A 24,074-nucleotide genomic window follows, 5' to 3' on the forward strand; every position below is an offset into this window, starting at 1 on the left:
ATTTCGCCCTCGTAGCAATTATACGCGCCCGTACCAAAGCTCCGGGACATGTCGGGCGGGAACGCGTCGGGACTGGTCGCCGGTATCAGCATCGACCTCAAACGGCTCCACGAGACGTGGATGGAGATCGTCTATCCGCGCCAGGTTGACGCAGACGAGACTGTCCTCGGGAAGTGGACACCCAGTTCTCGGCGGAGCCGAATTACCTACCGCCTCTGGGGTATCGCTGGCGTGCCGGTCATCGGCCTGCTGTACCCATTCGTGCTGCTGGGGTACGTGGTCCGTGCCCAGGCCGATCGCCTGGACGGTGTCGCGGCCCGTCTCGGCGCGATCGGTGTCGTCGGTGCCCTCGCGGTACTCTGGGGCGGGCTGTCGATCGTCGCCTGGGACCAGTTCACCAGAGCCGGATTCATCGCCGTGCTGGCCGCGAGTCTCGTTGCCGTCGTCGCTGGCTTGCTTGCTTACCTGTTTCGCCGCGTCGGCGGGCGATTCACCACGGTGTTGGTGGCCTATCCCCTCGGCGTGACAGCACTGTTTTTGCCACCGGTCGTCGCTGCGCTGTACTCGCCGACGATTGCCGACGTCGTCTTTGCCCAGAGTGAGGCCGTCGCGAAGTGGATCAACACCAACCTTCTCGACGTCTTCGACATCAACGATCGGTTGCGCCGGACCTACGACCTCCGCGGGGTTGCCCACGTTGGGATGTGGGTCGGTATCTCGGTCCCGGTCGGCTGGCTCGTCGGATTTGTCGTCACGTTGGCGAATCTCGTTCGTCCGAGTCGTCCTGAATAATCCGGTCGGGATCGACGCCGTTGTCACCGATCCGGACGGCAACGTCGTTGCCCCCAACGTGAATCGTTCCACCGACCACCAGTGGTGCGACGACGCCCCCCGCGATCGTGCCAGGGTGGCCCAACCTGGCGTCGATACTGATAGCGTCGCCTGCTTCGAGTTCGACGTCCTCGATGAAGGTCTGTGCGGCCCCGAGTAGTTCTTCGTGCGTATATTCCCTTGCCGTCGTGACGAGGGCAGCGTCAGGCGACACCGACTCGGGCGGAGCGATCGGGGTCTCGCTCCAGAATTCACTCTCGAAGTGGACGACTTCGGGGTCGGTCGGCGGGCCACCGTAGGCGAGTGTCGTACAGCCCGCACTCGTCTCGTAGGCCTCGCTCCAGGCCGCCGGACAGAGCAGCGCTCCGCCATCGAACGGCGGCGCTGGGTCGAACTGGACGTTCGCCCCGAGAGTCCCGGCCCCGACAAACGACAACAGTACTTCCGGAATGGGAGTTGTCGCCTGTCGTGTCGGATCCGTTGGCGGCTGTCCATCCGGCCGTTTCGGGGCATCGACGATGCCGACCGTTGTACCCGCGTGAACGCCGTACAACCGCAGTAGATTCGCCGTCTTCCAGGCGGTCGCACAGAAACTCTCGTAGGTGTGGGAACGCGCCCTGTCGTCGGCCCGACGATAGGCCAGTGCCTCGCTCCGGCGCTCGGGAGCGACGAGATCGCCAAGTACCTCCGGATCCATACCCGTCCGGTCGGTGCCATCGGGCAAAAACGGGCGGGGTTTCCGATCGCTCTTTGGCCTGTCAGTCCGCGTCCGGGACCGGAACGCTCAACTCCCCGGCTCTCGGCTACCCGCTCATGAACGAGTTCGTCAAAGACAACCCCGGCCGGGCGTGGCTCGCGACCTTCGCAGTCGCTGTCCTCGCGGTGGCCGGTGGGTCACTCGCGTTCACCAAAACAGTCTGGGATCGGTTCATCTGGCAGTATTTCTGGGGACCAGTGTACGCTGATGCCCACAACGCCGCCTGTGCGATCAAGGCCCAGGGCGAGACGACGCTCGTCAGTTGGTCGAATCAGGCCCAGTGTGCCATCCAAGGGAACGCCGTCGTCGCGGAGCCAGGGTACACCATCGTCTCCGAGGTCGGCTACATGATCACTGCCTTTTTCTTCGTGATCGGGGTCTTCCTGCTGTTGCGACGGCTCGACCTCTCACTCGACAGAAACATGCTGTATGCGCTGGTGCCGTTCATGCTGTTCGGTGGGGCGCTGCGTGTCGTCGAGGACGCCACCGACGAAGTGCCAGCGGGCGTCGACTCGTTCCTGTCGTATCCGCTGAATTCGCTTTTCATCAGTCCCGTCATCTACTTCACCGTCTTTGCGATCGCCCTGACAGCACTCCTCGCGAGCGTCGAACTGGCCGATCGCGACATCGTCGAGACGACACACAAACCGCTCGCTGCGATGGGAATCGGCGTCTTGGCGGTCACGACGGCCTATCTGGGGATGCTCGGGCTCACTGCCGAGTACGTCGGGTTCTATCCACAAGTCATCGTTCTGACGGTCGGACTGGCGTCGCTGTTTGCCTACGGACTGTATGTCCTGGCAGATCGCTTCGCTCCCGAGATCAATCGCGGGACTGGCTACGCCGGCCTGGTTGTGCTGTGGGGCCAGGCTATCGACGGGGTTGCGAACGTGCTGATGGCCGACTGGATCCACGCCATCGGACTGCCCGAGGCGCTGACCTACTCGGCGAAACACCCTGCAAACGCGATCATTATCGACGTGACCAATACCGTGTTGCCACCAGGGGTCATCGACGTCATCGGGACGTCGTGGCCGTTCCTCCTGGTGAAACTCGCCGTCCCACTCGGATTCGTCTGGCTGTTTACCGAGGAATTCGTCGAAGAGAGTCCGCGCTTCTCGTATCTCCTACTCGTGGCAGTGACCGCCGTCGGCCTCGGCCCCGGCACCCGTGACATGGTGCGTGCGGCCCTCGCGATCTAAGGCCACTCACGGGAACGGGTGGAAGGCGTTGTCCGGGCGCGGTTCGAAGCCCAGTTCCGGCGGCACCGATTCGAGCCGGTCGCCGAAGTACGGCTCCCCGAGGAACAACGGTTGGGCTTTCGGGACGAGGACACGGGTTGCTTCGAAACCAAGCTCGTCGATATCGCGTGGCGTTAGCCGTGTCGCGTACGGCGTCATACCTGCTTTTGTGATACGCTCGACGACGGCTTCGAGTTCAGCTTGCCCTACTGGCGGATCGGGCACCCCGACATCCGTCGCTGGCACCGTACTCGGGGCGTCGATGAACTGTTTGACGCGCTCGGGGAAAGATGCGTACTCGCCGATTGCTCCGCCGGCACTGGCGGCTTGCTCTGGCCCCATCCGGGACAGTTCGAGCCAATTCTGGGTGGCTTCCGAAAGGGCCGATCGGGCGGCCTCGGTCGGGTCGAGCTGCGCACTCGATCCGAGTGCGAACCGGGGCCACTGCTCGGCCCGGTGGACGGCACAGGCGACGACCGGGACATCGACGTCCTGGGTGAGCAGCAGCGTCGTGACCGACAACCCCTCGGCCTCCAATCGTCCAATCAGCGTCTGGAAGCTGTCGTCCTCGACGGACAACCCGAGGGGTTCGAACGTCGAGTACCACGACAGCATTGCCGCATCGCGTTCGATAACCTCGTACAGGCCCGCAAGCATGGCTTCGATCGCGTCGTTTCCAAAGCCAAGGCCGGTGGTCGTTGCCGGCCGAATCCGTTCGTTCGGTGGCGGGTAGACAGCCAGCGACGCCGGGAGTTGGACTGTTTGGCTCGTCGCGAGGTTCTCCCCGTCGATCCACGACCACGTGGCCTCTTTGGCCGGTTGCGACGGGCCGACGAACGACGACGGCGGGACCGGCGTCGCTACATCCGCTGGCGTGCCTTCCTGGAAGTTCGCTTGTCGATAGACGCCGGCTGCGTATCGCTCGTATACTTCACCGAACCCTTTCATCAGCGATGCGTTCCAGTCTAGGGCCACGCCCGCTGCCTGATTGGCCGCACTGGCGTCGCTGAACCCACTGGTATCGGCGGACTGGGCCAGGTAGTACGGCAGCGGATAGGACGAGACTTCGCCCACTTCGCGGACGAGGCCAACCCGCTCGTCGAGACCGCGCTCGGCTCGTCCCAGAGACTCATCGACCTCGCGATCGACCCGTTCCCGGCCGATCGTCCGGTCCGGTTCCGTCCCGCACGCACAGTGAGGGACGGCCAAAACTCGTCGTCGAGCGTGTGGTACCTCGATGACGGTCCCGAAGGGATCTGGGCCGTCTGTCCCGGGATCCAGGACGCTTGCGACGGCCCGGCCAGCGATTGCGCCTGCGTACCGAGCAGTCGCCGGGGGCTGGGCTCTGGTGGGCTGTTCGCTCGGATCGACGTTTGCACGGACTCGGGTCCCCAGACACTCATAACAGGCACTATCGCTCCGAAAGCCAGTGATTGCCGCGTCGACCACCGGGACACCGCCGACCCCACCGAGCTCGACTGCAATCCAGGGCGTCTCTGCCTCCAGGGCAGTGTCGTTGGCGCGTTCGAAGGTCGTCGCACCGGCGACGTCGACCACGATACCCAGCTCGTCGGCCCCAGGATCGAGGGCCTGGCGCCGTTGTGTCTCTACGTCGACGTCTTCGAGTGCGGCCTCGATGGCCGCGACGGCCGGCCCCGATCCGACGATACCTACAGCCATGCCTCTGGATGCTCGCGCGAACGGCAAAAAGGCCGCGTTACCGAAGCTGTGCCATCGCTTGCTCGGCCAGTTCGCTGGCGTCAGCTTCCCGGAGGGCGTCCGTGCCGAGTAACAACCGCAAGCGCGGGCGCCCGACGTCGATCGGTACCTTCTCCGTATCGAGGAGGCCTCGATCCTCGAGTTGGGTCTTCGTTCGCGAGAACGTGGCCTTACTGGCGAGCCCAACGTCTTCGCCCCACTTGCTGATGTCATAGAGCAGTTGCTCGTTGCGCGCTGCCACGAGCAGACTGATGGTCACTTCGTCGAGTCCGTCGCCGTCGCCACGGGCCACGGAGAGCGAATCGAGGACGGCGTCGAAATCCGCGACTGTCTCAGCACCCAGCTCGTCTTCGAGGGTCGATCTGACGGCCGTGAGTGGCGGTGTTCGGAGCGTGAATGGATCGGCCTCGTCCCACCGTTCGTCGTAGAATGCACGCGTCGCCTCGACAAACGACTCCTCGGCAGTCCCGAGGCCTGCCGCTGTCGAACCGGCTTCGACGACCGAGACAACAGCCTCGCTCGTGACGAGCAAGGAGTTTACCGGCGGATCGTCGAGCACCCGGATTGTGAGGATATCTGCATCGATCAAATCGGCAGCGAGGCTCCCGATCAAAAAGTCGTCCATTTCGTCTTTGAGTGCGCGTTCGTTGGCGAGGACGTCGACTGCAGGCGGCGCATCGAGTTCGTCGAGTGTCGTGACGAGTTCCCTGATCGTCTCCCGTGCCGGGTTGACGACGATGACGTTCTGGGCTGACCCCACCGTATCCGCGATAATCGTGCGTAGTGGTCGCCCTACCATATTTTGAGTGCTCATGAGATACTTATATATAACAACCGCGAGTGTTTAATCTTATTCTCTAGGCAATCCTGTATCAGCTGGGTTGCATTATGTCAGGCGCGCTCTGGGTAGATCTGAGTCCATTCGTGTGTCTTCGGGTATCGCTGGTCTGGCGTGTGCTCGATCAGTCGACTGGGCTCTCCCAAACGCGGACAGGTAGACCTTTTAGGAGGGGGCCGTCAGGGATAGATATGACCCACGAGACCGTCCGCGAGGTCGATCCAGAACTGGCGGCCGCCCTCGGTGGCGAGCGGGAGCGACAAGAAGACACGCTGGCGATGATCGCCAGTGAGAACCACGTCAGTGAGGCCGTCCTCGAAGCGCAGGGCTCGGCACTGACGAACATCTACGCCGAAGGCTATCCCGGCAAGCGCTATTATGCCGGCTGTGAGTACGCAGACGAAGTCGAGGAACTCGCGATCGAGCGTGCAACGGAGCTCTGGGGTGCCGAGCACGTCAACGTCCAGCCCCACTCGGGCAGCCAGGCGAACATGGGCGTCTACCTCGGCGTCCTCGAACCAGGTGACAAGATTCTCTCACTCGATCTGACCCACGGCGGCCACCTCTCCCATGGCCACCCCGCGAACTTCGCGGGCCAGGTCTACGACGTCGAGCAGTACGAGGTCGACGCCGAAACGGGCTACATCGACTACGAGGGGCTCGCCGAGACGGCCGCGGAGTTCGACCCGGACATCATCGTCTCGGGGTATTCGGCCTATCCCCGCGAGGTCGAGTGGGAGACAATTCAGGACGTCGCCGACGACGTAGATGCCTACCACCTGGCCGACATCGCACACATCACCGGCCTGGTCGCGGCGGGTGTCCACGCCTCGCCGGTCGGTGTCGCCGACTTCGTGACGGGCTCGACCCACAAGACGATCCGGGCCGGTCGTGGCGGCATCATCATGTGCGACGAAGAATACGCCGACGACATCGATTCGGCGGTGTTCCCCGGCATGCAAGGCGGTCCACTGATGCACAACATCGCTGGCAAGGCCGTCGGGTTCAAGGAAGCCCTCGATCCCGATTTCGACGCGTACGCCGAACAGACTGTCGCGAACGCAGCTGCCCTGGCCGAGCGCCTGCAGGAACACGGACTCGAACTCGTCTCGGGCGGCACGGACAATCACCTCGTGTTGATCGACTTGCGGCCATCACATCCCGACACGCCCGGGAAAGACGTCGAAGAAGCACTCGAAGACGCCGGCATCGTGCTCAACGCCAATACCGTCCCCGGCGAGACGCGCTCGGCGTTCAACCCCTCGGGGATCCGTGCTGGTACGCCCGGCCTGACGACGCGCGGATTCGACGAAGCAGCTTGTCGAGAAGTCGCAGACCTGATCTACGAGGTCGTCGACGCGCCCGACGACGAAGCCGTCATCGACGAGGTCAGCGAGCGCGTCGACGAACTGACTGACGAGTATCCCGTCTACGAGTAGTTGACTGGCCAGGCGCTCGTCTACTGAGTCCGGATCATCTGTTCTCGACGAGTGCATTTCGCTTCATATCGTTCCGGGACGTTCAAGAGGTGTCCCCACACCCGTCTACCTGATGACTGAGATCATCGACGGGAACGCGGTCGCTCAACAAATTCGGGACGATCTTGGCGACGCCATCGACGCCCTGGCGGCCGCCGACGCCACCCCGACGCTCGCGACGGTGCTCATGAGTGACGACCCCGCAAGTGAGACGTACGTCTCGATGAAACAGGACGATTGTGCGGAGGTCGGCATCGAGGCCATCGACGTCGAGATCGATCCGGACGCGCCAGCCCAGGACCTGTTCGACGAGATCGATCGACTCAACGCCGACGCCAACGTCGACGGGATTCTGGTCCAGATGCCGGTCCCCGAACACGTCGACAAACAGTCGGTGCTGCGCCGGATCGATCCCGAAAAGGACGTCGACGGGTTCCACCCCGCAAACGTCGGCCGGTTGGTCGCCGGCGACGCCCGCTACAAGCCCTGTACCCCACACGGGATCCAGAAACTCCTCGAATCCGTCGACGTCGATCCGGAGGGGAAAGACGCCGTCATCGTCGGCCGCTCGGATATCGTCGGCAAGCCGATGGCGAATCTCCTCGTTCAGAAGGCAGAGGGCGGGAACGCGACAGTCACGGTATGCCACTCGCGGACTGCCGATCTGGCGGAGAAGACCCGGGCGGCAGATATCGTCGTCGCTGCAGCGGGCGTCCCGGAGATGATCGACGGCGCGATGCTCTCGGATGGCGTCACCGTCGTCGACGTCGGTATCAATCGCGTCGATGCTGATACCGAGAAGGGCTACGAACTCGTGGGTGACGTCGACTTCGAGAGTGCAAAACAGAAAGCAAGCGCCATCACGCCTGTCCCGGGTGGTGTCGGACCGATGACCCGGGCGATGTTGTTGTACAACACGGTCAAAGCGGCCGGCCGCCACCACGACGTGTCCGTCTCACTCCCCTGAGCGAGAGTCGTTCGGATCGAGTTCGTCGAGCAACTCCCTGGCCTTGTCGATCGATGTTGCTTCGTCCCGGAGAGCTGTACCAACGGCCCGTGTTGCGTCGATAAGTGCCTCGGCCTCACCCGGCGATACGTTCCCATCGAGAGCTTCGATCCGGGTCCGGTGGTCGTCGATCACGCCAAGCACGCGCCGGGCCTGCTCGTCTGGGTGCTCTTCTAGGTACCGAATAACGTCCCGACGATAGTCGTCGACAGCCGACGTGGCGGCGAGACCGTGTGCCGAACACAGCGAGTCCGGGACTGCCGCCGGCGATGGGCGATCACCGTCTTTGGCACCGTCGAGTAGCGCGAGGAAATACGCCTCTGCCTGCTCGTCGACGCGGATCGATCGTGCGAGCTCTGTGCCGACGTGGCGGAGTTCCGTGGCGGCGAGAAATACCGAATCCAGCGCCTGGAGGTCGCCTGCGTGGATGAACCCGTACTGACGAACGAATTCGGCAGCCGCCTTGGCCCCCACGCGGGCAACTGTCGTCAGTGGTTCCGATTCCAGAGCTTCCCGGGCGGGCTGTAGATCCAGTGACTCGGCGCCGGCGGTGTGTTCCCGACGCTCTTCGAGCCCGACGCTTCGTTGACTGCCACAGTCGGGACACGCGACACTCCCGGTCTCGTAGTACGACCATCGGTTCCCACAGCGTTGACACTCCCGTTCCCCGCGGATCTTCATGTCTACACTGTTGGACCGTGTTGGCTTAATCGATGGGTTCGTCCTCGGTATCGTACACTCCAGTCCGGTCACGTTGGTACTGATTCATCAATGCGTGAGGGATTCGAATGGAGGTCGGTAAACTTAAGTAAATCCGTCGCCCACAATCAAATGACGCTTCGCTTGGAGGGCCGAAGCGTCAGCGGGGACCAATTCAGGGCGGCAAGCGTTCGCGCGGGTTCCCGCGCGAACGCTTTCCACTCTTTCGAACGATACTCGGTAGAGACATTCAGTTCATCGTGTCTGGCTCGCGTTGCAACGAAGCTGCGTGCGGGCAATCTGGGCTCGGCACAGATGCTCTGGAAGTATAACTACCAGACACGATTGAGGACCACAACACTGACGTACCACTTGGCAGACAGTCAGTCCACTTTTCTCATCCGTGTTATCTTTCTCGGTGCGCAGAAGACCCTCTTGCACCCCGATTGTCCAGTCGTTTCTCCGTCCGGAGGCAACATGTTTAAGGTAGTCGGATAATAACCTTCACCTGTACTTTACCGATGTACGACCTGACAGGATTTCAGCGGGACCTCCTATATGTCATCGCTGGGGAGGAGGAACCGCATGGTTTGGCGATCAAGGAAGAACTCGAAGACTACTACGAGAAAGAGATCCACCACGGCCGGTTGTATCCGAACCTCGACACTCTCGTCGATAAAGGTCTCGTCGAGAAGGGACAACGTGACCGACGAACGAATTACTACAGCCTGACACGACGTGGCCGCCGGGAAATCGAGGCGCGCTACGATTGGGAACAGCAGTACGTCGACTTGTAGGTTCGAGCGCGCTCAGAACTGGTAGCGTCGATCGTCCGGATCACCGCTCCCGGTTTGGAAGCCGCCCCCGTCATCTCGTCGAAGGTCATTCCCGAGAGATATTCGTCGTACGTGACGTCGTATTCGCTTCGGAGCTGGAAGTCAAGCGAGCCAGTTTCGACAGTACTCTGGAAGAACATGTGGATAGCCCGCCGGACCAGTTCGTCCGTCTCTGCTGGGTCGAGGGCTGCATCCAGCATCGCGAGTTCGTTTCGTGTCTCACGATCGAGGGTGACCGAGAGGTCCTCGCCCAGGGCACTGTACTGGGACTGTACGTCGTCGGAGAGGTCATCGAGCGTCATAACCAGTGGGTCGGTGAGCGTGGGAAAACGTCTTTCGGCCTCCATCGGTCGTCTAGCATGCCACGAGCAGTGCTGGTCACAGTGACGGCGGCGTGACCGTCGGCACTCCAGTGTCGTCGCGGACGGACCTGAGAAACTCCATGCGTGGTGCGTATTCCCCGGGATGATGGGAGTCTGTACCGATCGTGAACGCCACACCGTGCTCGCGGAGGACAGCGACAAACTCGGTTGTTGGATGCAGTTGTCCGGTCTCCCGGAGCGCACGACCAGCGTTGAGTTCCGGGACGGCCCGTGCGTTCGCGAGTGCATCGGCAACCCGTTCGTAGTGTTCGGTGCTCGCCCGCCCACGGAGGTGTGGATTGCGTTCGACGAGATCGGGGTGGGCAACGATGTCGAACAGACCCGAGTCGATCATCGCTGTGAGTTGCTCGAAGTACTCGTCGACGACCGCCTCGAGTTCTGCCTCGGTGTCGTCCGCGAAGTTCGGGGATACTGGATCGGCCGGTCCTCGACAGCGTGGACGCTACCGATGACGTAATCGAAGCCAGCCACGTCGAGGAACTCGGCGATGCGATCCTCCTGGTGAGTGGCGTAATCCATCTCCACAGCGTCGTAGACCGCGATCGAGGACTCTTCGCGGACCGTCTCGATCCCGCGTCGGCGTCGCTCGTAGGTCACGTCGAGCGTGTGGCCGAGCGCGGCACGGGAATCGCGTACCGAATCGCTCTCCGGTAACTGACAGTGGTCGGCGATCCCGACACCGTCCAGGCCCGCCTCCTGTGCCGCCTGCACCATACTCCAGAGTACCTCGCCGTCCGAATAGTTGGAGTGGGAGTGAAAGTCGCGCACCCCCGCCACGAGGATGGGCTCGCTCAAAACAGTTGTGCGATCGAGTTCGCCAGACCGTCACGTCCAAACGCTGCCACCCGTAATCCGAACCAATGACGGAGTTGCCGGAGCGCGTTCCGGAGCGCTACGAGGCCGTCCAAGATGCGTTGATCGAGTGGTACGAGACGGGCCACCGCGCGTTCCCGTGGCGGGAGACCGACGACCCGTACGCGATCCTCGTCTCGGAAGTCATGAGCCAACAGACCCAGCTCGATCGCGTGGTCGACGCCTGGGCGGACTTTCTGGATCGGTGGCCGACCGTCGCGGACCTGGCGGCGGCCGACCGCGGGACGGTAGTCGCCTTCTGGTCGGATCACAGTCTCGGGTACAACAACCGAGCGAAGTACCTCCACGAGGCGGCAACCCAGATCGTCGAGGACCACGATGGGGAGTTTCCAGAATCACCGGCGGGACTGACCGACCTCATGGGTGTCGGCCCGTACACCGCTAACGCCGTCGCCAGTTTCGCGTTCAACACCGGCGATGCCGTCGTAGATACCAACGTCAAGCGGGTGCTGTATCGGGCGTTCTCCATTCCCGACGAGGACGCGGCTTTCGAGGACGCCGCGAGTGCGCTCATGCCCGACGGCGAGTCCCGAGTCTGGAACAACGCCATCATGGAACTTGGCGGCGTGGCCTGTGAAAAGACGCCTGCCTGCGACCAGGCCCACTGTCCCTGGCGGGAGTGGTGTGACGCCTACGAGACGGGGGACTTTACCGCCCCGGACGTCCCAACCCAGCCCAGCTTCGAGGGGAGTCGCCGGCAGATGCGTGGACGGGCAATTGGGGCGTTGAAAGAGCACGACCGACTGGCCCTCGACGAGTTGGGGCCGAAAGTGCGGGTCGATTACGCCCCCGAAGGCGAGTACGGTCGCCAATGGCTCGTCGAACTGCTCGGTGATCTCGCTGACGACGGACTGGTCGAGCTCGACCATCGCGGCGAGCAGACGACGGCTCGGCTCCACCGGTAGGTGGCCCCGTTGCTGGCCAAGGGCCAAACGCCACGCCACGATAGACGGGCGAGCAGATCAGCAACCTGCGTCCTCGACCGGTGTGATTTTGACGGCGCCCCTCCCAAACCGACGATATGACAGAGACCGACGTCGTCGGTATTTGTGGGAGTCTTCGAGACGACAGCCACACACGGAAAGCACTCCGTCTCGCACTGCAAGCTGCCGCGGACGCCGGCGCGAGTACGGAGTTGCTCGATCTGCGGGAGTGGACGTTACCCGTCTTCGACGCCGACGATGGGGACGCGGGTGATGCGCCGGCGTTTCGAGAACGCGTTCGCACGGCCGATACGGTGCTTCTGGGCACACCGGTCTATCACGGCTCGTTTGCGACCCCTCTGAAGAACGCGCTCGATTACTGTGGTTTCGATGAGTTCGAACACACCACTATCGGCCTCCTCGCGGTTGCTGGCGGTCGTTTCCCGATCAGTGCCCTCGAACAGTTACGGACCGTCAGTCGCGCACTGGACGCGTGGGTCATCCCCCATCAGGTGGCGATCCCACGAGCGTCCTCAGTGTTCGATGGCGAACGACTCCTCGACGACGAACTCCGGGAACTACTCGATGTCCTCGGCCGCGAGGCAGTCCAGTACGCACATATCGACCCCGATCCCGAATCCTTCCAGAGCGGCGAGAACGTCGGGGCGGACGATTAACCCGGGTCGGCCGGTCTGGCTGTCCGGAACCCAAATCGACTAACGGGTAGCGGTCGTACCGCCGGCTGTGACACAGTGGGTTGATCCGGGCACGCGCGGGCGAAAGAAAGGCCCTCTCGGGCTCTTGTGGGCGTGGATCGGCGTGGTGACCACGCCGCGGCGATTTTTCCGTCGATCAGTCGCGCCCGGGGATCAGGCCCCTGGCCTCGTTTTCCTGCTCGTCGTCGTCGGGATCGAAGCGGGGAGTCGCTACATATTCCATCCGGAGACACGACCGGTCGTCGGCAGTCAGCCGGTGGTATCGGCCGTGCTTGTCTTGCTCGTGACTGTTCTGCTCGTTGCTCCCCTGGGTCTGCACGTCCTAGCGGCACTCCAGACCGTCTTGTTGTGGCCGATCACTCCGGATCGGGCTGGCATCAGTGAGACGGTCCAAGTTCTCGCGTACGCGACCGCGCCGTGCGTGTTCGCGGGTATTCCAATCCCGGCCGTCACGATTGTCGCTGCCAGCTACGGCGCCGTCTTACTCGTCGTTGGTCTCTCCACCGTCCACGATATCGACTACGCCCAGGGGGTGATTGCCGGAGCAGTTCCGATAGTCCTGGTTTATGGCGTTGTATTCGGTGGATTTGACGCGATCGCCACGCTCGTGTGATGAGCCACCCTACCCGGACGTTGCCAGCAACGATTCGACAACCGTTTTAGGCGCGACATGCTTGCTTGATGCAATGGGTTCGTGTATCATTTGCGGTACGTCTGTCGACGGCCACATTTGTGACGTCCACGAAGAAGATGCTGTCTTCGAGTTTCGCGGGAGTACGCCCGACCAACTCACGGCAGGGCGCTATTACCGCGGCTCGGTCGATGGCTTCGCGGAGTTCGGTGTGTTCGTCGACGTCGGAGAATCGGTAACTGGCTTGCTTCACGAAAGCGAGCTGGATCAACGCTTAGAGACACTCGACTGGCAACCAGGAGAGCGCGTCTACGTTCGCGTCACGAACGTTCGAGACAACGGTAACGTCGATCTCAGTTGGTCGATCCGGCAGGCCGACGACGAGTTCCGCGGCGTCTTGATCGACGATCCTGACGCTGCCCACGAGCTACTCCCAGCGGAAGTTGATTCCGAACAGAAAGCAGAGACAGACGAGCAAACGACAGACCAGTCCGACGACCGCGGCGACGACAGTGACGAGTCGGCGGCCGACGACGGCAAAGAAGAGCCAGCCCAGCCAGCGGCTGGTGCCGTCCGGGCGAGTGACCAAGAGAGTGCGACTGTCGGATCGGTTGGTGACGCCGAGCAGGCGAGTGACTCGCCGGCCGACACCGAGGAGGCGGCTGACAGTGACGCCGCTCCCTCAGAACCACTCGACCGGGAACCTCCGGAAGCGCCGGCAGTCACCGTCGGTGAACTCGACGACTGGGTTGGCGAAACGATCCGCGTCACTGGCGAGATCGTCGACGCCCGACAGACCAGCGGACCGACGGTGTTCGAGCTCCGAGACGGTACCGGAACGGTCGACTGTGCGGCCTTCGTCGAGGCGGGCGTTCGCGCTTACCCGAGTGTCGGAGACGGTGACGTCGTCCGGATCGACGGTGAAGTTCGTGAACGTCGCGGGGACTTACAGGTCGAGACCGAAGATCTCACCGTACTGGACGGGCCAGACCGCGAGGACGTCCTCGACGAGATCGAGGCCGCGTTGCGCGAGCGAGCCCGTCCCGACGAGATAGACCCACTCGTCGACGACGATGCGATCGCCGCAGAGAGTGAACCGATCGCGGATATCGTCGAAGAGATCCGCCGAGCGATCATGGCAGATCGGCCGGTGATCGTCCGCCACAGCGCGACGACCGACGGCTACGTCGGCGCAGCCGCGATCGAACGTGCCGTGTTGCCCCGCGTTCGTGACCGTCACAGCCGGCAAGACGCAGCGTATCATTACATCGACCGCCGCCCGCTGGAAGGTGACGTCTACGATCTATCCGATGCCACCACCGACGTGACACGGATGCTCTCGAACCGCGATCGTCACGACGAGAACCTCCCGTTGCTGGTGTTTGTCGGCGCTGGCGGGACCGAAGCCTCCCTGGATGGGTTCGAATTGCTCGACATCTACGATGCACAGCGAGTCGTCGTCGACACGGTGGTCGAACCCGCGATCGACGAGGCCGTCGAAACCACCCTTGCACCCCGGACCGACGCGGCCACTGTCGCGACCGCCGACGGACGGACTCGCGGGCCGACCGCGACGACGCTGGCCGCGACGGTTGCAGCCCACGTCACAGCGGACGTCCGTGACGACCTCACCCATCTGCCGGCCGTGAGTTACTGGGGCGAAGTGCCCGAGACCTACGGTGATGCGGCAGCGCAAGCCGGGTACGACGAAACTGCCGTTCAGGAGATTCGGGAAGCGGTTGCACTCGAGGCGTTCTATCAGTCCTACGAGGACAAGCGCGAACTGGTCACCGATCTGCTTTTCGACGGCCAAAGAGAGTCTGGCAAAGATGGCCGCGGCCTGGCGAGTCACGTCAGCGAGCAGTTCCGTGAGAAACTCGACGTGGCCGTCGAGACGGCCGAGGCCAACCTGGCCCGCCGTGACGTCGCCGGCGAGACGGTCGGCGTTCTCGACATCGAACAGTTCACGCACGGCTATGACTTCCCGACGACGATGCTGCTGCTCGATGCGCTGTATCGTCGGCTTGGGAGCGACTTCGCGGCGATCGTCGGCATCGACGAGGACGAACTCCACGTCCGGAGCGATCGCGCAGTCGACGTGGGCGAGCTGGCAGCCGCTGCCGAAGCTGCCGTCGAAGGGGCGGACCTCCAGCCCCTGAGTACACGGAGCCACCGCATCGAGTTCCTTGCCGGCCAGCGGTCGGCCGTCGAGGACGCCGTCGTCGAGGCCCTGGCCGAGTTCTTCTAGACGAGAGCCGTCGCGATTTCGGCACCGTTGTCGCGATTGCCGGCCAGTGATCCGGCCGGCGTCACCCCGAACGACACGCTTATTCGCACGAAACGGCGATCACAGACAACTGAATGAGTTCCGACGCTGTGAGCGAACGCGACCCGTTCGAGGCTGCGTGCGAGGAGTTGATCGAACGGATTCTCGACGGCGACCTCGACCGTGACGGCCTCGAAGCTGCAAAGCGGGAGGTCTGTTCGACGTACAGCGCACAGAAAGTGCCAAAGAACTCCGCGTTACTCGACCGGGCGCCCGACGGGCGGCGTGAGGAACTGGCTGCCGTCGTTCGTCGCAAGCCGATGCGGACGGCCTCGGGGGTATCGCCCGTGGCCGTGATGACCTCGCCCGAGAACTGCCCGCACGGGAAGTGTCTGTACTGTCCGGGCGGCCCGGATTCGGAATTCGAGAGTTCACAGAGCTATACCGGCCAGGAACCGGCCGCAGCCAGGGGTGTCCAAAACGAGTACGACCCCTACGGGCAGGTGACGCTGCGCTTGCACCAACTGCGGAAAATCGGCCATCCGATCGAGAAAGTCGAACTCATCTTGATGGGCGGGACGATGACTGCCCGCAGCCACGACTACCAGGAGTGGTTCGTCAAGCGTGCCCTGGCGGCGATGAACGACTACGACGTCGATTGTGACCCACAACCATCCGAGACCGAGAACTTCGCCCAGGACCCCTCGGAATACGACTTTCAGTATCTGGAAGACGTCATCGCAGAGAACGAGACTGGCGACGTGCGTAACATTGCGACCACCTTCGAGACCAAACCCGACTGGTGTGGTCCCGAACAGGTCGATCGCATGCTTCGCCTTGGCGGGACGAAAGTCGAGGTCGGCGTCCAGACGACCTTCGAAGCGATCAACCGCGAGATGCACCGTGGGCACGGCGTCGACGCCTCGATCGAGGCCAATCGACGCCTCCGCGATGCCGGGTTCAAGGTCGGGTTTCACATGATGCCTGGCCAGCCCGGCATGTCCGCGGAGATGGTCCGGGAGGACTTCCGGCGGCTTTTCGAGCGACCCGAGTGGCGACCGGACTACCTCAAGATCTACCCGACGCTGGTTGTCGGCGGGACCGTTACCTACGACATGCACCGCCGTGGAGAGTTCGACCCGCTGACCAGCGAGGAAGCCGCGGAACTCGTTGCCGACGTCAAGCCAACGATCCCACGCTACACCCGGCTCCAGCGCGTCCAACGAGACATTCCAGCACCGTTGATCGAGTCTGGGGTCAAAAAATCAAATCTCCGGCAGCTTGCCCGACAGCGGATGGAATCTCGGGGCGAGTCGTGCTCGTGCATCCGGTGTCGAGAAGTCGGCCACCGCGACGAGGAACCCGAGGACGTGACGCTTTCGGTCGAGACCTACACTGTCGCCGGCGGGACCGAACACTTCATCAGCTTCGAAGATCGCGCACACGACCTACTCGTGGGCTTTTGTCGGCTCCGCTTCCCCAGTGAGGTCGTCCGCCGAGAGCTCGAAGATGCCGCCGTTGTCAGGGAGTTACACGTCTACGGGAGTGAAGTCGCCATCGGTGACTCTGGAGGCGAAGACTGGCAACACCAGGGGTACGGGCGGCGACTGATCGAACGCGCAGAGACATTGGCCGTCGAGGCTGGCTACGAAAAACTCGCCGTCTTGAGCGGGATCGGCGCACGAGAGTACTATCGCGATCAACTCGACTACCAGCAGGACGGGCCGTACGTGAGCAAACGTCTCTGAGCGGCAGGCAGCCGATCAGTGGTCTGCTCGCCGGACGAGCACGAAGACAGTCGCGAACACAGCCCCGAATGCACCGCCACTCAACAACGCCACCGCCGTCGAGTCACTGACAGCAAGTTGGATGAGAGTCCACGGGACCCCCGTCGTGACAGCGAGTACGAGCCACTGAGCGACGGGATGGTCCCGGAAGGATGCTTCGACGTCCGCGTCCGTCACTGAGAGGCCGGCAGGGCTAATCACGGCCTATGCTAACAGCTACCGTGACTAAAATCCTCGGCGGGTGAGTTAGCCGACATAGAGGCTGGCAGCGATGGTGGCACGGACCACTGGAACGACGTCCGAGCGACACGCTTACCACGCGCGCCCGACCAGTCCAGGCATGGATCGCAAGCGGGAACTGACGAGTGTGGACTGTGCTGCACTCGCTGGTGAGCTGAGCCAGTACACCGGTGCACACCACGATAAATCCTATCTTTACGACGACGATCTCTTACGACTGAAGCTGAGCGGCCCGAACTTCGGCCGGATCGAATTGCTAGTCCAAGTCGACGACCCAAAGCGGGTGCACACGATGGCTCCCGAGCGGGTCCCCGACGCACCCGAACGGCCGCCGAACTTCGCGATGATGTTGCGCAACCGGCTGGATGGGTCGAAACTCGCTGCCGTCGAGCAATTCGAGTTCGACCGCATCCTCACCTTCCGGTTCGAGCGGACCGACGACCACACGACGATCGTCGCCGAACTGTTTGGCGACGGGAACGTCGTGATTCTCGACGAAACCGACACCGTTATCGATAGCTTCGAGACGGTCCGGTTGCAGTCCCGGACGGTCGCGCCGGGCGGCCAATACGAGTTCCCCGAGGCCCGCTTCAACCCTCTCACAGTCGAGTACGAGGACTTCCTCGACCGCATGAGCCAGTCCGACGCTGACGTGGTACGAACGCTCGCTACCCAGCTCAACTTCGGTGGTCTCTACGGGGAGGAACTCTGCTCGCGGGCTGATGTGCCGTACAACCAGCCGATCGCGGACACGACCGAGGCCGAGTTCGAAGCCCTCTATGAGTCGATTACGGCCCTCTCTGAGCGGTTACAGGCCGGCGATCTCGATCCCCGACTCTACCACGAGGACGAGGAACCGGTCGACGCCACGCCGGTACCCCTGCGTGAGTACGACCACCTCGACAGTGAGCGGTACGACTCGTTTACCGCAGCACTGGAGGCGTATTTCCGCGAACTCGACCGTGCCGAAGACGAACAAACCGGTGGGAGTGATCGACCCGATTTCCAAGCCGAGATCGAAAAACAGCAGCGTATCATCCAACAACAAGAGCAGGCAATCGAAGACTTCGAGGCCGACGCCGAGCGCGAACGGGAGCGGGCACAACTTCTGTATGCGAATTACGATCTCGTCGACGACGTTCTCTCGACGATCCAGGATGCCCGGGCGGCCGAGACGCCCTGGGACGAGATCGAGTCGACCCTCGAAGCGGGCAAAGAACAGGGGATTCCAGCCGCAACAGCCGTCCGGGACGTCGATGGGAGTCGTGGGACAGTCACCATCGAACTTGAGGACCACCGCATCGAACTCGAAGCCGACACGGGCGTCGAGAAGAACGCCGATCGGCTCTACCAAGAGGCAAAGCGCATCGAGGCAAAGAAAGCCGGGGCCGAAGACGCGATCGCGGAAACTCGCGAACAGCTAGAAGCCGTCAAGCAGCGCCGTGAGGCGTGGGAAGCCGAGGAAAGCGAGGACGGGGACGACGAGCAAGCCGACGAAGACGTCGACTGGCTGTCCCGAGACTCGATTCCAGTTCGACAGTCCGAGACTTGGTACGACCGCTTTCGGTGGTTTCGAACCAGCGACGACTTTCTGGTTATCGGTGGACGCAACGCCGACCACAACGAGGAGCTGGTCAAGAAGTACCTCGATCGCGGCGACCTGTTTTTCCACACGCAGGCCCACGGCGCTCCGGCGACGATTCTGAAAGCAACTGGCCCGAGCGAGGCCGCCCCCGACGATCTGACGATACCCGAACGGAGCCGGGAGGAAGCCGCACAGTTTGCGGTCTCCTATTCGACACTCTGGAAGGACGGCAAGTACGCCGGTGACGTCTACTCTGTCGACAGCGATCAAGTCACGAAGACCCCGGAGAGTGGCGAGTATCTGGAGAAAGGGAGCTTCGCGATCAGGGGCGATCGGACGTACTACGACGACACGCCCGTCGGCGTGGCGGTCGGGATTACCTGTGAGCCGGAGACGCGTGTCGTCGGTGGGCCACCGAGTGCAATCCGCGATCAGGCGGAGACGAGTATTACCGTCGAACCCGGCCGGTTTGCCCAGAACGATATCGGAAAGAAGCTCTACCGGGAATTCAAGGGCCGGTTCGCCGACGAGACGTTCGTTCGGAAAGTCGCCAGCCCGGACCTGATCCAGGAGTTCTTGCCGCCGGGGGCAGCCGCATGGTCGAAGAGTAGGGTGAGGAAGGCAAGTGACGACAGCCCCGACGCCACTGTCGTCGATCCGCGTGTCGAGGTCCGGTGTCGGCGCCGAGAGACGACCCGATCGAAACAGTAGGCACTTGTCGGCTCCGAACTGAATCATCGTATGCGAATCGACGAGCGAGAACGCGTCGAGGGTGGCCGCGAGCGCCTTACGCTCGTCCCCGAGAGCCTCGACGACCTCTGGCATCTCAACTACGTCATCGAGCCGGACGATCGTGTCTCCGGCGACACGACCCGCCGCATCCAGCGCAACGACGACCAGCTCCGGGATACCGGTGGCGAACGCGAACACATCTGGGTTGGTCTCGACGTCGAGGATGTCGAATTTGCCCGCTTTGCCAATCGTCTGCGAGTCAGTGGCGTCATCGCCGAGTGCTCCCGTGAGGACCAACTCGGTGCTCATCACACACTCAACGTCGAACAGCACGACGAGATCGACGTCGAAAAAGCCTGGAAACCCGACCAACTCGATCGCATCGAGGATGCGGTCGAGGCCACCGACGCACCAGACGTGGCGGTCGCGACCGTCGAGGAAGGCCAGGCCTACGTCCATACAGTCGCTCAATACGGAACCGAAGAGCGGGCGAGCATCAGCGGGCCGACTGGGAAAGGCGATTACGCCCGCCCGCGTGCCGAGCTATTCAGCGAACTGACAGACGTGTTGGTCCGTACCGACGCTGACGCGATTATCCTCGCTGGCCCCGGGTTTACCAAACAGGACGCGCTCGATTATATCGAAGACGAAGCACCCGAGGTCGCCGAGGCGATTACGACAGTCGACACCAGCGCTGTCGGGGATCGCGGTGTTCACGAGGTTCTCAAACGTGGTGCCGTCGAGGACGTCCAAGAGCAGACCCGGATCGCCGAGGAAGCCGGGCTGATCGACGAACTGATGGAGCGGATCGCCGAGGGTGTCGAAGTCGCCTACGGCCCCGACGAAGTGGCAGCAGCCGCAGAGTACGGCGCGATCGAGCGCCTGCTCGTTCTCGACGATCGACTGCGAAGCGCCCGTGCTGGCGAGGGCGATTGGGATGTCGACATCGATCAGATCGTCGAGCGGACTGAACAACAGGGCGGGGATGTCACTGTCTTCTCAGGTGAGTTCGATCCAGGCCAGCAACTCGCCAATCTCGGTGGCATTGCGGCGTTGCTGCGGTATCGACTCCAGTGACGTCTCAGCCACTTGTCGCAATGGTTTTTTGATGGGGGCACGACGATACAACGACGGAGATCACATTGCCGATGGGTTTCGAGGATCAGGGTGACTTCGCTGCGCAAGTCGCCGATCTAAACCGGTACGGACAAGCGCTGAACAGTTGTGAGTCGGTCGACGAAGTGGTGTCGCTGACGCTGGAAGCGATGTCGTTGTTGTTCGAATATCCCTACTCGACGTTCGTCGAGGTCCGCAATGGAGTCCCAGAAGTCAGCGAGAGCATGAACCCACACCTCGAGGCAGGTGACGAGCCCTCTGGGGTCGTGCTCGAAGCAATCGAGACCGGCGAGACAGTTCGCCGGACCGGAGCGGACGCCGGGTTGACAGCGGATTCCTCGGTCAAAGCAGAGCTTGCTGTGCCAGCGAGCATCGTCGACGACGTGATCGCCGTTCTCGTCATGCGGGCGACGGCGATCGAGGAGATCGACAACGGACACGCTGAGCCCCTCGAAATTTTGGCTTCCCACGCGGCGACGGCCATCAGCAATATTCGGTCTCGGGAAGAACTCGAACGAGCGCGCAACGATCTCGAAACGCGCAAGGAGATGGTCGAGATGTACGATCGGCTGCTCAGACACGACCTGGGAAACGACTTGCAAGTCATCACCGGGTTCGCTGACGTGGTTGCCGATCAGGTCGACGGAGAGACCCGAGAGTACGTCGAGCGGATCGAACGCTCCGCCGAGAGCGCGTCGGATCTGATCGGTCGGGTCGGGGACCTCGTCTCGACACTCGAAGAGGCCACCGAACCCGAACCCAAGTCCCTCAGGGCCGAACTCGAGGAGACTGTTCGAGACGTCGACTCCCAGTACGACGGGTTGACCGTCGAGTTCGATCCCGACGCGTTCGCGTGTCAAGTATACGGGGGCGATTTGCTCGATTCCGTGTTCACCAACATCCTCTCGAACGCGGCCATTCACAACGACGACCCCGTGACTGTCTCGATCTACGTCGAGGAACCGACCCCCGAAACAGTCATCGTCGGATTTGCCGACGATGGGTCGGGTGTCCCCGAAGAGATTCGCGACGACATCTTCGAGATGGGGCGGAAAGGTCCAGAGAGTACTGGCACCGGACTCGGACTCGGGTTCGTCCGGGCACTCACCGAGTCCTACGGTGGGACCGTCGACGTCCGGGAGAGTGCAGCCGGCGGGGCGGACTTCCGCGTTAGGCTCGATCGGGTCTGAGGGCTCGTCGGGGGCCGGCCGCATCGACACCCCACAGCTGGAGTGGGCTCGCCGGCCAGTACTGTTAATCCCTCGGCCGGTGAATTGCCCGCTATGGCGACGATCCCGTCCACGTTCCAAGAACTCTTCGAGACGGCCACGTTCGCACACGTCACGACCATGACTCCAGCGGGCGAGCCACACACTACGCCGGTCTGGGTCGATTACGATGCCGAAGACAACCGGCTGTTGGTCAACACCGAGCGCGGGCGACGCAAGGAACGGAACGTCGCTCGGGATCCGACAGTGTCGGTGAGCATGGTCGACCCGGACGACCCGTATCGATTTCTCTCGGTCACGGGTGAGGTCGCCGAGACGACGACCGAGGGGGCACGCGAGCACATCGACGCGTTGGCACAGCGGTACATGGGCGAAGACGAGTACCCGAATCCAATCGAGACCGAACGCGTTCTCCTGCGGATCCGGCCCGTGGAAGTCCTCACCAGCGAGTGACTGACAGTCAGAGCGTCACTTCGAGGCCGTCCGCGGCGATTCGGACCTCCCCGTCGTAGGAGTCGGCGATGGAATCGAGCATCTCCCCGTGGCGGCCGTCGGTGTGGGGATAGAGGTGGGTGAGATAGACCGCCCCAACGTCGATGTCGGCCGTCGCCAGTGCCGCGCCGAGTGACGCTGGCGTGGGATGGTTGTCGGTCTCGACGTCGTCGGGAAACGAGCAGTCGTGAACGAGCGCGTCGGCCCCGTCGGCCACGGAGAGAAACTCGGGAAACGCCACGGTGTCGCCGCTGAAGACGGCTGTGGGGCCGTCGCTGTTCGCGGGCGTGACTCGATAACCAAAGCCCGGCATCGAGTGTTTTCCGCCCCGGGCGCGGATGTCGAACCCGCCGATCGTGCCCGCTCCCGGATCGAGGTCGGTGACAGTCGGGTCGACGTGATCGTCGAGATACGCGTGGACCGACAGCAGGTCGTCGACGAGTTCTCTTGTCCCCCGTGGACCGGCAATCGTGAGCGGCGGTGCGTCCGCGAGCCAGCGGGCCTTCAACAGCGGCAGCAGGTCGGCGACGTGATCGAGGTGGTGGTGTGTCAGAAGGACAGCGTCGAGATCGGTGTAGCCACCGTCGGTCGCTGCCAGGCCACCCAGGACGCCACTGCCACAGTCCAGTAGCATGCGACTGTCGGCTGTCTCGAACAGGAGTCCGGTCTGGTTGCGCTCGCCCGTCGCCATCGCACTACCCGTGCCCAGAAACCTCAGGCGCATAGCCACACCTGGTCGGCCGAGCGGAAAGTTCTGGTGTCAGACCCACGAAGCGGGAAACGGCCGCCCGATCCGTCGGTCAGGTTTACGCCGCCCGCCGCCGGAGTGAGCCACATTCAGCTACGGAGTCGCCATGGATCGAAGTCACTACAACCACGCACGAATACAGGAGTATGTAACTATACCCAAAGTACTTGGATAGAATACTGCTAAGTAGAAAGTGATTCTATTGTCACGGAGTACCAACTGTTTTTCCGTCGTTGTCTCGGTCGTTGTTTCCGTGGTGGTCTGTGTGGAGCCCGCTTCTGTTGTCGTAGACTGCGAATTACTCCCACCGGTGCAGCCGGCGAGCAACCCCCCGCCCACAACTGCTCCGCCGTACTTCATGTACTCACGCCGTGTCGGTGCCTCGTGGCCGCTGGAATCGTCTTCCACGCGATTTAGGCTCGCCTAAAGTATAAAACGGTTTTGAATTTTAGGGCGACCAAAATTTTCGGCGAGGGGCTCCACAGTGCGGGCAAATCGGTGGACCGCTTTACGAAGTATCCCGATAGCCACACAGCTATCGCTAGCTGCAGCATCAGCGATCTCGGACAATTGCTGTGTATCGACAAGGTCTGGTCGGAGTTTCCACCAGACACGGTCTACGAGAATGGCAACAAGTTCGTCGTCTCCGTAGATATCGTTTGCTGCTACACCTACTGATCGGCTGATTCTCTCTTCAATGTTATAAATAATTACAAATTAAATCAATCCCCCGAGGTTGTGCGCCCCTCCTGAAGTGCTGATTAGCTCGATATCGCCCATAAGTGTTGTTGAGTTATTGGTTTGTAGAAATCTAAACGCCGAATCTGTGGGACCCACGGCTCACAGAAGTTGAGACTGGTGTTCTCAATGTATATGATCCCAATCATCCACCCCACTAATCAATTTTAATTGTACTACATCAATCCTATTGGGGAAGTTTTATGTGAC

The 24,074-nt window shown here is 62.4% G+C and carries 22 protein-coding genes and 1 pseudogene; 14 read left to right on the forward strand and 9 right to left on the reverse strand.

The genetic code is table 11. The features are described from left to right. Positions 1-48 precede the first annotated feature (48 nt). Entirely contained in the window at positions 49-792 is a 744-nt protein-coding gene (locus tag Hrd1104_RS04750) for a hypothetical protein (protein WP_154551670.1), read from the forward strand. Here Hrd1104_RS04750 and Hrd1104_RS04755 read toward each other — a convergent pair. Further along, a complete protein-coding gene (locus Hrd1104_RS04755; RefSeq protein WP_154551671.1) occupies positions 752-1,528 on the reverse strand; it encodes a hypothetical protein in 777 nt (258 codons plus the stop codon). The two genes, Hrd1104_RS04750 and Hrd1104_RS04755, sit on opposite strands and share 41 nt — an antisense overlap. 116 nt (positions 1,529-1,644) lie before the next feature. On the opposite strand from Hrd1104_RS04755, the gene Hrd1104_RS04760 reads away from it, so the two are divergent. Beyond that, positions 1,645-2,790 carry a DUF63 family protein gene (locus Hrd1104_RS04760; protein ID WP_154551672.1) on the forward strand — a complete coding sequence of 382 codons (1,146 nt, stop codon included), beginning with the start codon at positions 1,645-1,647 and terminating at the stop codon, positions 2,788-2,790. Positions 2,791-2,796: 6 nt separating this feature from the next. On the opposite strand, the gene Hrd1104_RS04765 is transcribed toward Hrd1104_RS04760, so the two are convergent. Together Hrd1104_RS04765 and tbsP are read right to left on the reverse strand one after the other, a co-directional pair. After that, positions 2,797-4,509, reverse strand: a complete 1,713-nt coding sequence (locus Hrd1104_RS04765; RefSeq protein WP_154551673.1) for a YcaO-like family protein — start codon at positions 4,507-4,509, stop codon at positions 2,797-2,799. Positions 4,510-4,546: 37 nt separating this feature from the next. Further along, positions 4,547-5,347 carry a transcriptional regulator TbsP gene (gene tbsP / locus Hrd1104_RS04770; RefSeq protein ID WP_229770539.1) on the reverse strand — a complete coding sequence of 267 codons (801 nt, stop codon included), beginning with the start codon at positions 5,345-5,347 and terminating at the stop codon, positions 4,547-4,549. A gap of 230 nt (positions 5,348-5,577) precedes the next feature. Here tbsP and glyA point away from each other — a divergent pair, with 230 nt between their 5' ends. After that, on the forward strand, positions 5,578-6,825 hold the full coding sequence (glyA, locus tag Hrd1104_RS04775; RefSeq protein WP_154551675.1) for a serine hydroxymethyltransferase: 1,248 nt from the start codon (positions 5,578-5,580) through the stop codon (positions 6,823-6,825). Positions 6,826-6,937: 112 nt separating this feature from the next. Beyond that, positions 6,938-7,831, forward strand: a complete 894-nt coding sequence (locus tag Hrd1104_RS04780; protein WP_154551676.1) for a bifunctional methylenetetrahydrofolate dehydrogenase/methenyltetrahydrofolate cyclohydrolase — start codon at positions 6,938-6,940, stop codon at positions 7,829-7,831. Here Hrd1104_RS04780 and Hrd1104_RS04785 read toward each other — a convergent pair. After that, positions 7,820-8,551 carry a TFIIB-type zinc ribbon-containing protein gene (locus tag Hrd1104_RS04785; protein ID WP_154551677.1) on the reverse strand — a complete coding sequence of 244 codons (732 nt, stop codon included), beginning with the start codon at positions 8,549-8,551 and terminating at the stop codon, positions 7,820-7,822. The genes Hrd1104_RS04780 and Hrd1104_RS04785 overlap by 12 nt on opposite strands. A 539-nt stretch (positions 8,552-9,090) precedes the next feature. Between Hrd1104_RS04785 and Hrd1104_RS04790 the strand changes: the two genes are divergently transcribed. Next, positions 9,091-9,366 carry a PadR family transcriptional regulator gene (locus Hrd1104_RS04790; RefSeq protein WP_154551678.1) on the forward strand — a complete coding sequence of 92 codons (276 nt, stop codon included), beginning with the start codon at positions 9,091-9,093 and terminating at the stop codon, positions 9,364-9,366. Between the two features lie 12 nt (positions 9,367-9,378). Here Hrd1104_RS04790 and Hrd1104_RS04795 read toward each other — a convergent pair. From Hrd1104_RS04795 to Hrd1104_RS13275, 3 genes and pseudogenes are all read right to left on the reverse strand, one after another. Further along, a pseudogene (locus tag Hrd1104_RS04795) lies at positions 9,379-9,707 on the reverse strand (hypothetical protein). A gap of 76 nt (positions 9,708-9,783) precedes the next feature. Beyond that, positions 9,784-10,122 carry a hypothetical protein gene (locus Hrd1104_RS13270; RefSeq protein ID WP_229770540.1) on the reverse strand — a complete coding sequence of 113 codons (339 nt, stop codon included), beginning with the start codon at positions 10,120-10,122 and terminating at the stop codon, positions 9,784-9,786. Continuing rightward, complete coding sequence (locus Hrd1104_RS13275) at positions 10,119-10,556, reverse strand: PHP domain-containing protein (protein ID WP_229770541.1); 438 nt, start codon at positions 10,554-10,556, stop codon at positions 10,119-10,121. Before Hrd1104_RS13275 ends, Hrd1104_RS13270 begins: the two co-directional genes overlap by 4 nt. Before the next feature lie 92 nt (positions 10,557-10,648). On the opposite strand from Hrd1104_RS13275, the gene Hrd1104_RS04805 reads away from it, so the two are divergent. The 5 genes from Hrd1104_RS04805 (at position 10,649) to Hrd1104_RS04825 (ending at position 16,945) form a co-directional block, all read left to right on the forward strand. Beyond that, complete coding sequence (locus Hrd1104_RS04805; RefSeq protein WP_154551679.1) at positions 10,649-11,566, forward strand: A/G-specific adenine glycosylase; 918 nt, start codon at positions 10,649-10,651, stop codon at positions 11,564-11,566. A 116-nt stretch (positions 11,567-11,682) separates the two neighbouring features. Next, positions 11,683-12,261 carry an NADPH-dependent FMN reductase gene (locus tag Hrd1104_RS04810; RefSeq protein ID WP_154551680.1) on the forward strand — a complete coding sequence of 193 codons (579 nt, stop codon included), beginning with the start codon at positions 11,683-11,685 and terminating at the stop codon, positions 12,259-12,261. Between the two features lie 67 nt (positions 12,262-12,328). Then, complete coding sequence (locus tag Hrd1104_RS04815; protein ID WP_154551681.1) at positions 12,329-12,913, forward strand: YIP1 family protein; 585 nt, start codon at positions 12,329-12,331, stop codon at positions 12,911-12,913. A gap of 73 nt (positions 12,914-12,986) precedes the next feature. Further along, entirely contained in the window at positions 12,987-15,179 is a 2,193-nt protein-coding gene (locus Hrd1104_RS04820) for an OB-fold nucleic acid binding domain-containing protein (protein ID WP_154551682.1), read from the forward strand. A 113-nt stretch (positions 15,180-15,292) separates the two neighbouring features. Then, entirely contained in the window at positions 15,293-16,945 is a 1,653-nt protein-coding gene (locus Hrd1104_RS04825; protein ID WP_154551683.1) for a tRNA uridine(34) 5-carboxymethylaminomethyl modification radical SAM/GNAT enzyme Elp3, read from the forward strand. 15 nt (positions 16,946-16,960) lie between these two features. Here Hrd1104_RS04825 and Hrd1104_RS04830 read toward each other — a convergent pair whose 3' ends face one another. Beyond that, positions 16,961-17,185: a hypothetical protein gene (locus tag Hrd1104_RS04830; RefSeq protein ID WP_154551684.1), complete on the reverse strand. Its 225-nt coding sequence runs from the start codon at positions 17,183-17,185 to the stop codon at positions 16,961-16,963. A 139-nt stretch (positions 17,186-17,324) separates the two neighbouring features. Here Hrd1104_RS04830 and rqcH point away from each other — a divergent pair, with 139 nt between their 5' ends. From rqcH to Hrd1104_RS04850, 4 genes are all read left to right on the forward strand, one after another. Beyond that, a complete protein-coding gene (gene rqcH / locus Hrd1104_RS04835; protein WP_154551685.1) occupies positions 17,325-19,520 on the forward strand; it encodes a ribosome rescue protein RqcH in 2,196 nt (731 codons plus the stop codon). 30 nt (positions 19,521-19,550) lie between these two features. Further along, a complete protein-coding gene (locus tag Hrd1104_RS04840) occupies positions 19,551-20,618 on the forward strand; it encodes an mRNA surveillance protein pelota (protein ID WP_154551686.1) in 1,068 nt (355 codons plus the stop codon). Positions 20,619-20,689: 71 nt separating this feature from the next. Continuing rightward, positions 20,690-21,847: an ATP-binding protein gene (locus tag Hrd1104_RS04845; protein ID WP_154551687.1), complete on the forward strand. Its 1,158-nt coding sequence runs from the start codon at positions 20,690-20,692 to the stop codon at positions 21,845-21,847. Positions 21,848-21,940: 93 nt separating this feature from the next. Next, the gene (locus Hrd1104_RS04850) at positions 21,941-22,339 is read left to right on the forward strand and encodes a PPOX class F420-dependent oxidoreductase (RefSeq protein ID WP_154551688.1); all 399 of its coding nucleotides are present in this window, start codon (positions 21,941-21,943) and stop codon (positions 22,337-22,339) included. 7 nt (positions 22,340-22,346) lie between these two features. On the opposite strand, the gene Hrd1104_RS04855 is transcribed toward Hrd1104_RS04850, so the two are convergent. Further along, the gene (locus Hrd1104_RS04855; RefSeq protein WP_154551689.1) at positions 22,347-23,102 is read right to left on the reverse strand and encodes an MBL fold metallo-hydrolase; all 756 of its coding nucleotides are present in this window, start codon (positions 23,100-23,102) and stop codon (positions 22,347-22,349) included. Positions 23,103-24,074 lie beyond the last annotated feature (972 nt).

It is taken from the genome of Halorhabdus sp. CBA1104, from assembly GCF_009690625.1.
GTDB lineage: Archaea > Halobacteriota > Halobacteria > Halobacteriales > Haloarculaceae > Halorhabdus.

What these genes read in the sequence shown, in the direction of transcription:
- Hrd1104_RS04820 (WP_154551682.1), top strand. Translation starts at nt 12,987, where the DNA reads ATGGGTTCGTGTATCATTTGCGGTACGTCTGTCGACGGCCACATTTGT.
- Hrd1104_RS04755 (WP_154551671.1), bottom strand. Translation starts at nt 1,528, where the DNA reads ATGGATCCGGAGGTACTTGGCGATCTCGTCGCTCCCGAGCGCCGGAGC.
- Hrd1104_RS04780 (WP_154551676.1), top strand. Translation starts at nt 6,938, where the DNA reads ATGACTGAGATCATCGACGGGAACGCGGTCGCTCAACAAATTCGGGAC.
- Hrd1104_RS04840 (WP_154551686.1), top strand. Translation starts at nt 19,551, where the DNA reads ATGCGAATCGACGAGCGAGAACGCGTCGAGGGTGGCCGCGAGCGCCTT.
- Hrd1104_RS04790 (WP_154551678.1), top strand. Translation starts at nt 9,091, where the DNA reads ATGTACGACCTGACAGGATTTCAGCGGGACCTCCTATATGTCATCGCT.
- Hrd1104_RS04855 (WP_154551689.1), bottom strand. Translation starts at nt 23,102, where the DNA reads ATGCGCCTGAGGTTTCTGGGCACGGGTAGTGCGATGGCGACGGGCGAG.
- tbsP (WP_229770539.1), bottom strand. Translation starts at nt 5,347, where the DNA reads ATGGTAGGGCGACCACTACGCACGATTATCGCGGATACGGTGGGGTCA.
- Hrd1104_RS04785 (WP_154551677.1), bottom strand. Translation starts at nt 8,551, where the DNA reads ATGAAGATCCGCGGGGAACGGGAGTGTCAACGCTGTGGGAACCGATGG.
- Hrd1104_RS04805 (WP_154551679.1), top strand. Translation starts at nt 10,649, where the DNA reads ATGACGGAGTTGCCGGAGCGCGTTCCGGAGCGCTACGAGGCCGTCCAA.
- Hrd1104_RS04850 (WP_154551688.1), top strand. Translation starts at nt 21,941, where the DNA reads ATGGCGACGATCCCGTCCACGTTCCAAGAACTCTTCGAGACGGCCACG.
- Hrd1104_RS04810 (WP_154551680.1), top strand. Translation starts at nt 11,683, where the DNA reads ATGACAGAGACCGACGTCGTCGGTATTTGTGGGAGTCTTCGAGACGAC.
- Hrd1104_RS13270 (WP_229770540.1), bottom strand. Translation starts at nt 10,122, where the DNA reads ATGATCGACTCGGGTCTGTTCGACATCGTTGCCCACCCCGATCTCGTC.
- Hrd1104_RS04750 (WP_154551670.1), top strand. Translation starts at nt 49, where the DNA reads ATGTCGGGCGGGAACGCGTCGGGACTGGTCGCCGGTATCAGCATCGAC.
- glyA (WP_154551675.1), top strand. Translation starts at nt 5,578, where the DNA reads ATGACCCACGAGACCGTCCGCGAGGTCGATCCAGAACTGGCGGCCGCC.
- Hrd1104_RS04765 (WP_154551673.1), bottom strand. Translation starts at nt 4,509, where the DNA reads ATGGCTGTAGGTATCGTCGGATCGGGGCCGGCCGTCGCGGCCATCGAG.
- Hrd1104_RS04760 (WP_154551672.1), top strand. Translation starts at nt 1,645, where the DNA reads ATGAACGAGTTCGTCAAAGACAACCCCGGCCGGGCGTGGCTCGCGACC.
- Hrd1104_RS04845 (WP_154551687.1), top strand. Translation starts at nt 20,690, where the DNA reads ATGGGTTTCGAGGATCAGGGTGACTTCGCTGCGCAAGTCGCCGATCTA.
- Hrd1104_RS04825 (WP_154551683.1), top strand. Translation starts at nt 15,293, where the DNA reads ATGAGTTCCGACGCTGTGAGCGAACGCGACCCGTTCGAGGCTGCGTGC.
- rqcH (WP_154551685.1), top strand. Translation starts at nt 17,325, where the DNA reads ATGGATCGCAAGCGGGAACTGACGAGTGTGGACTGTGCTGCACTCGCT.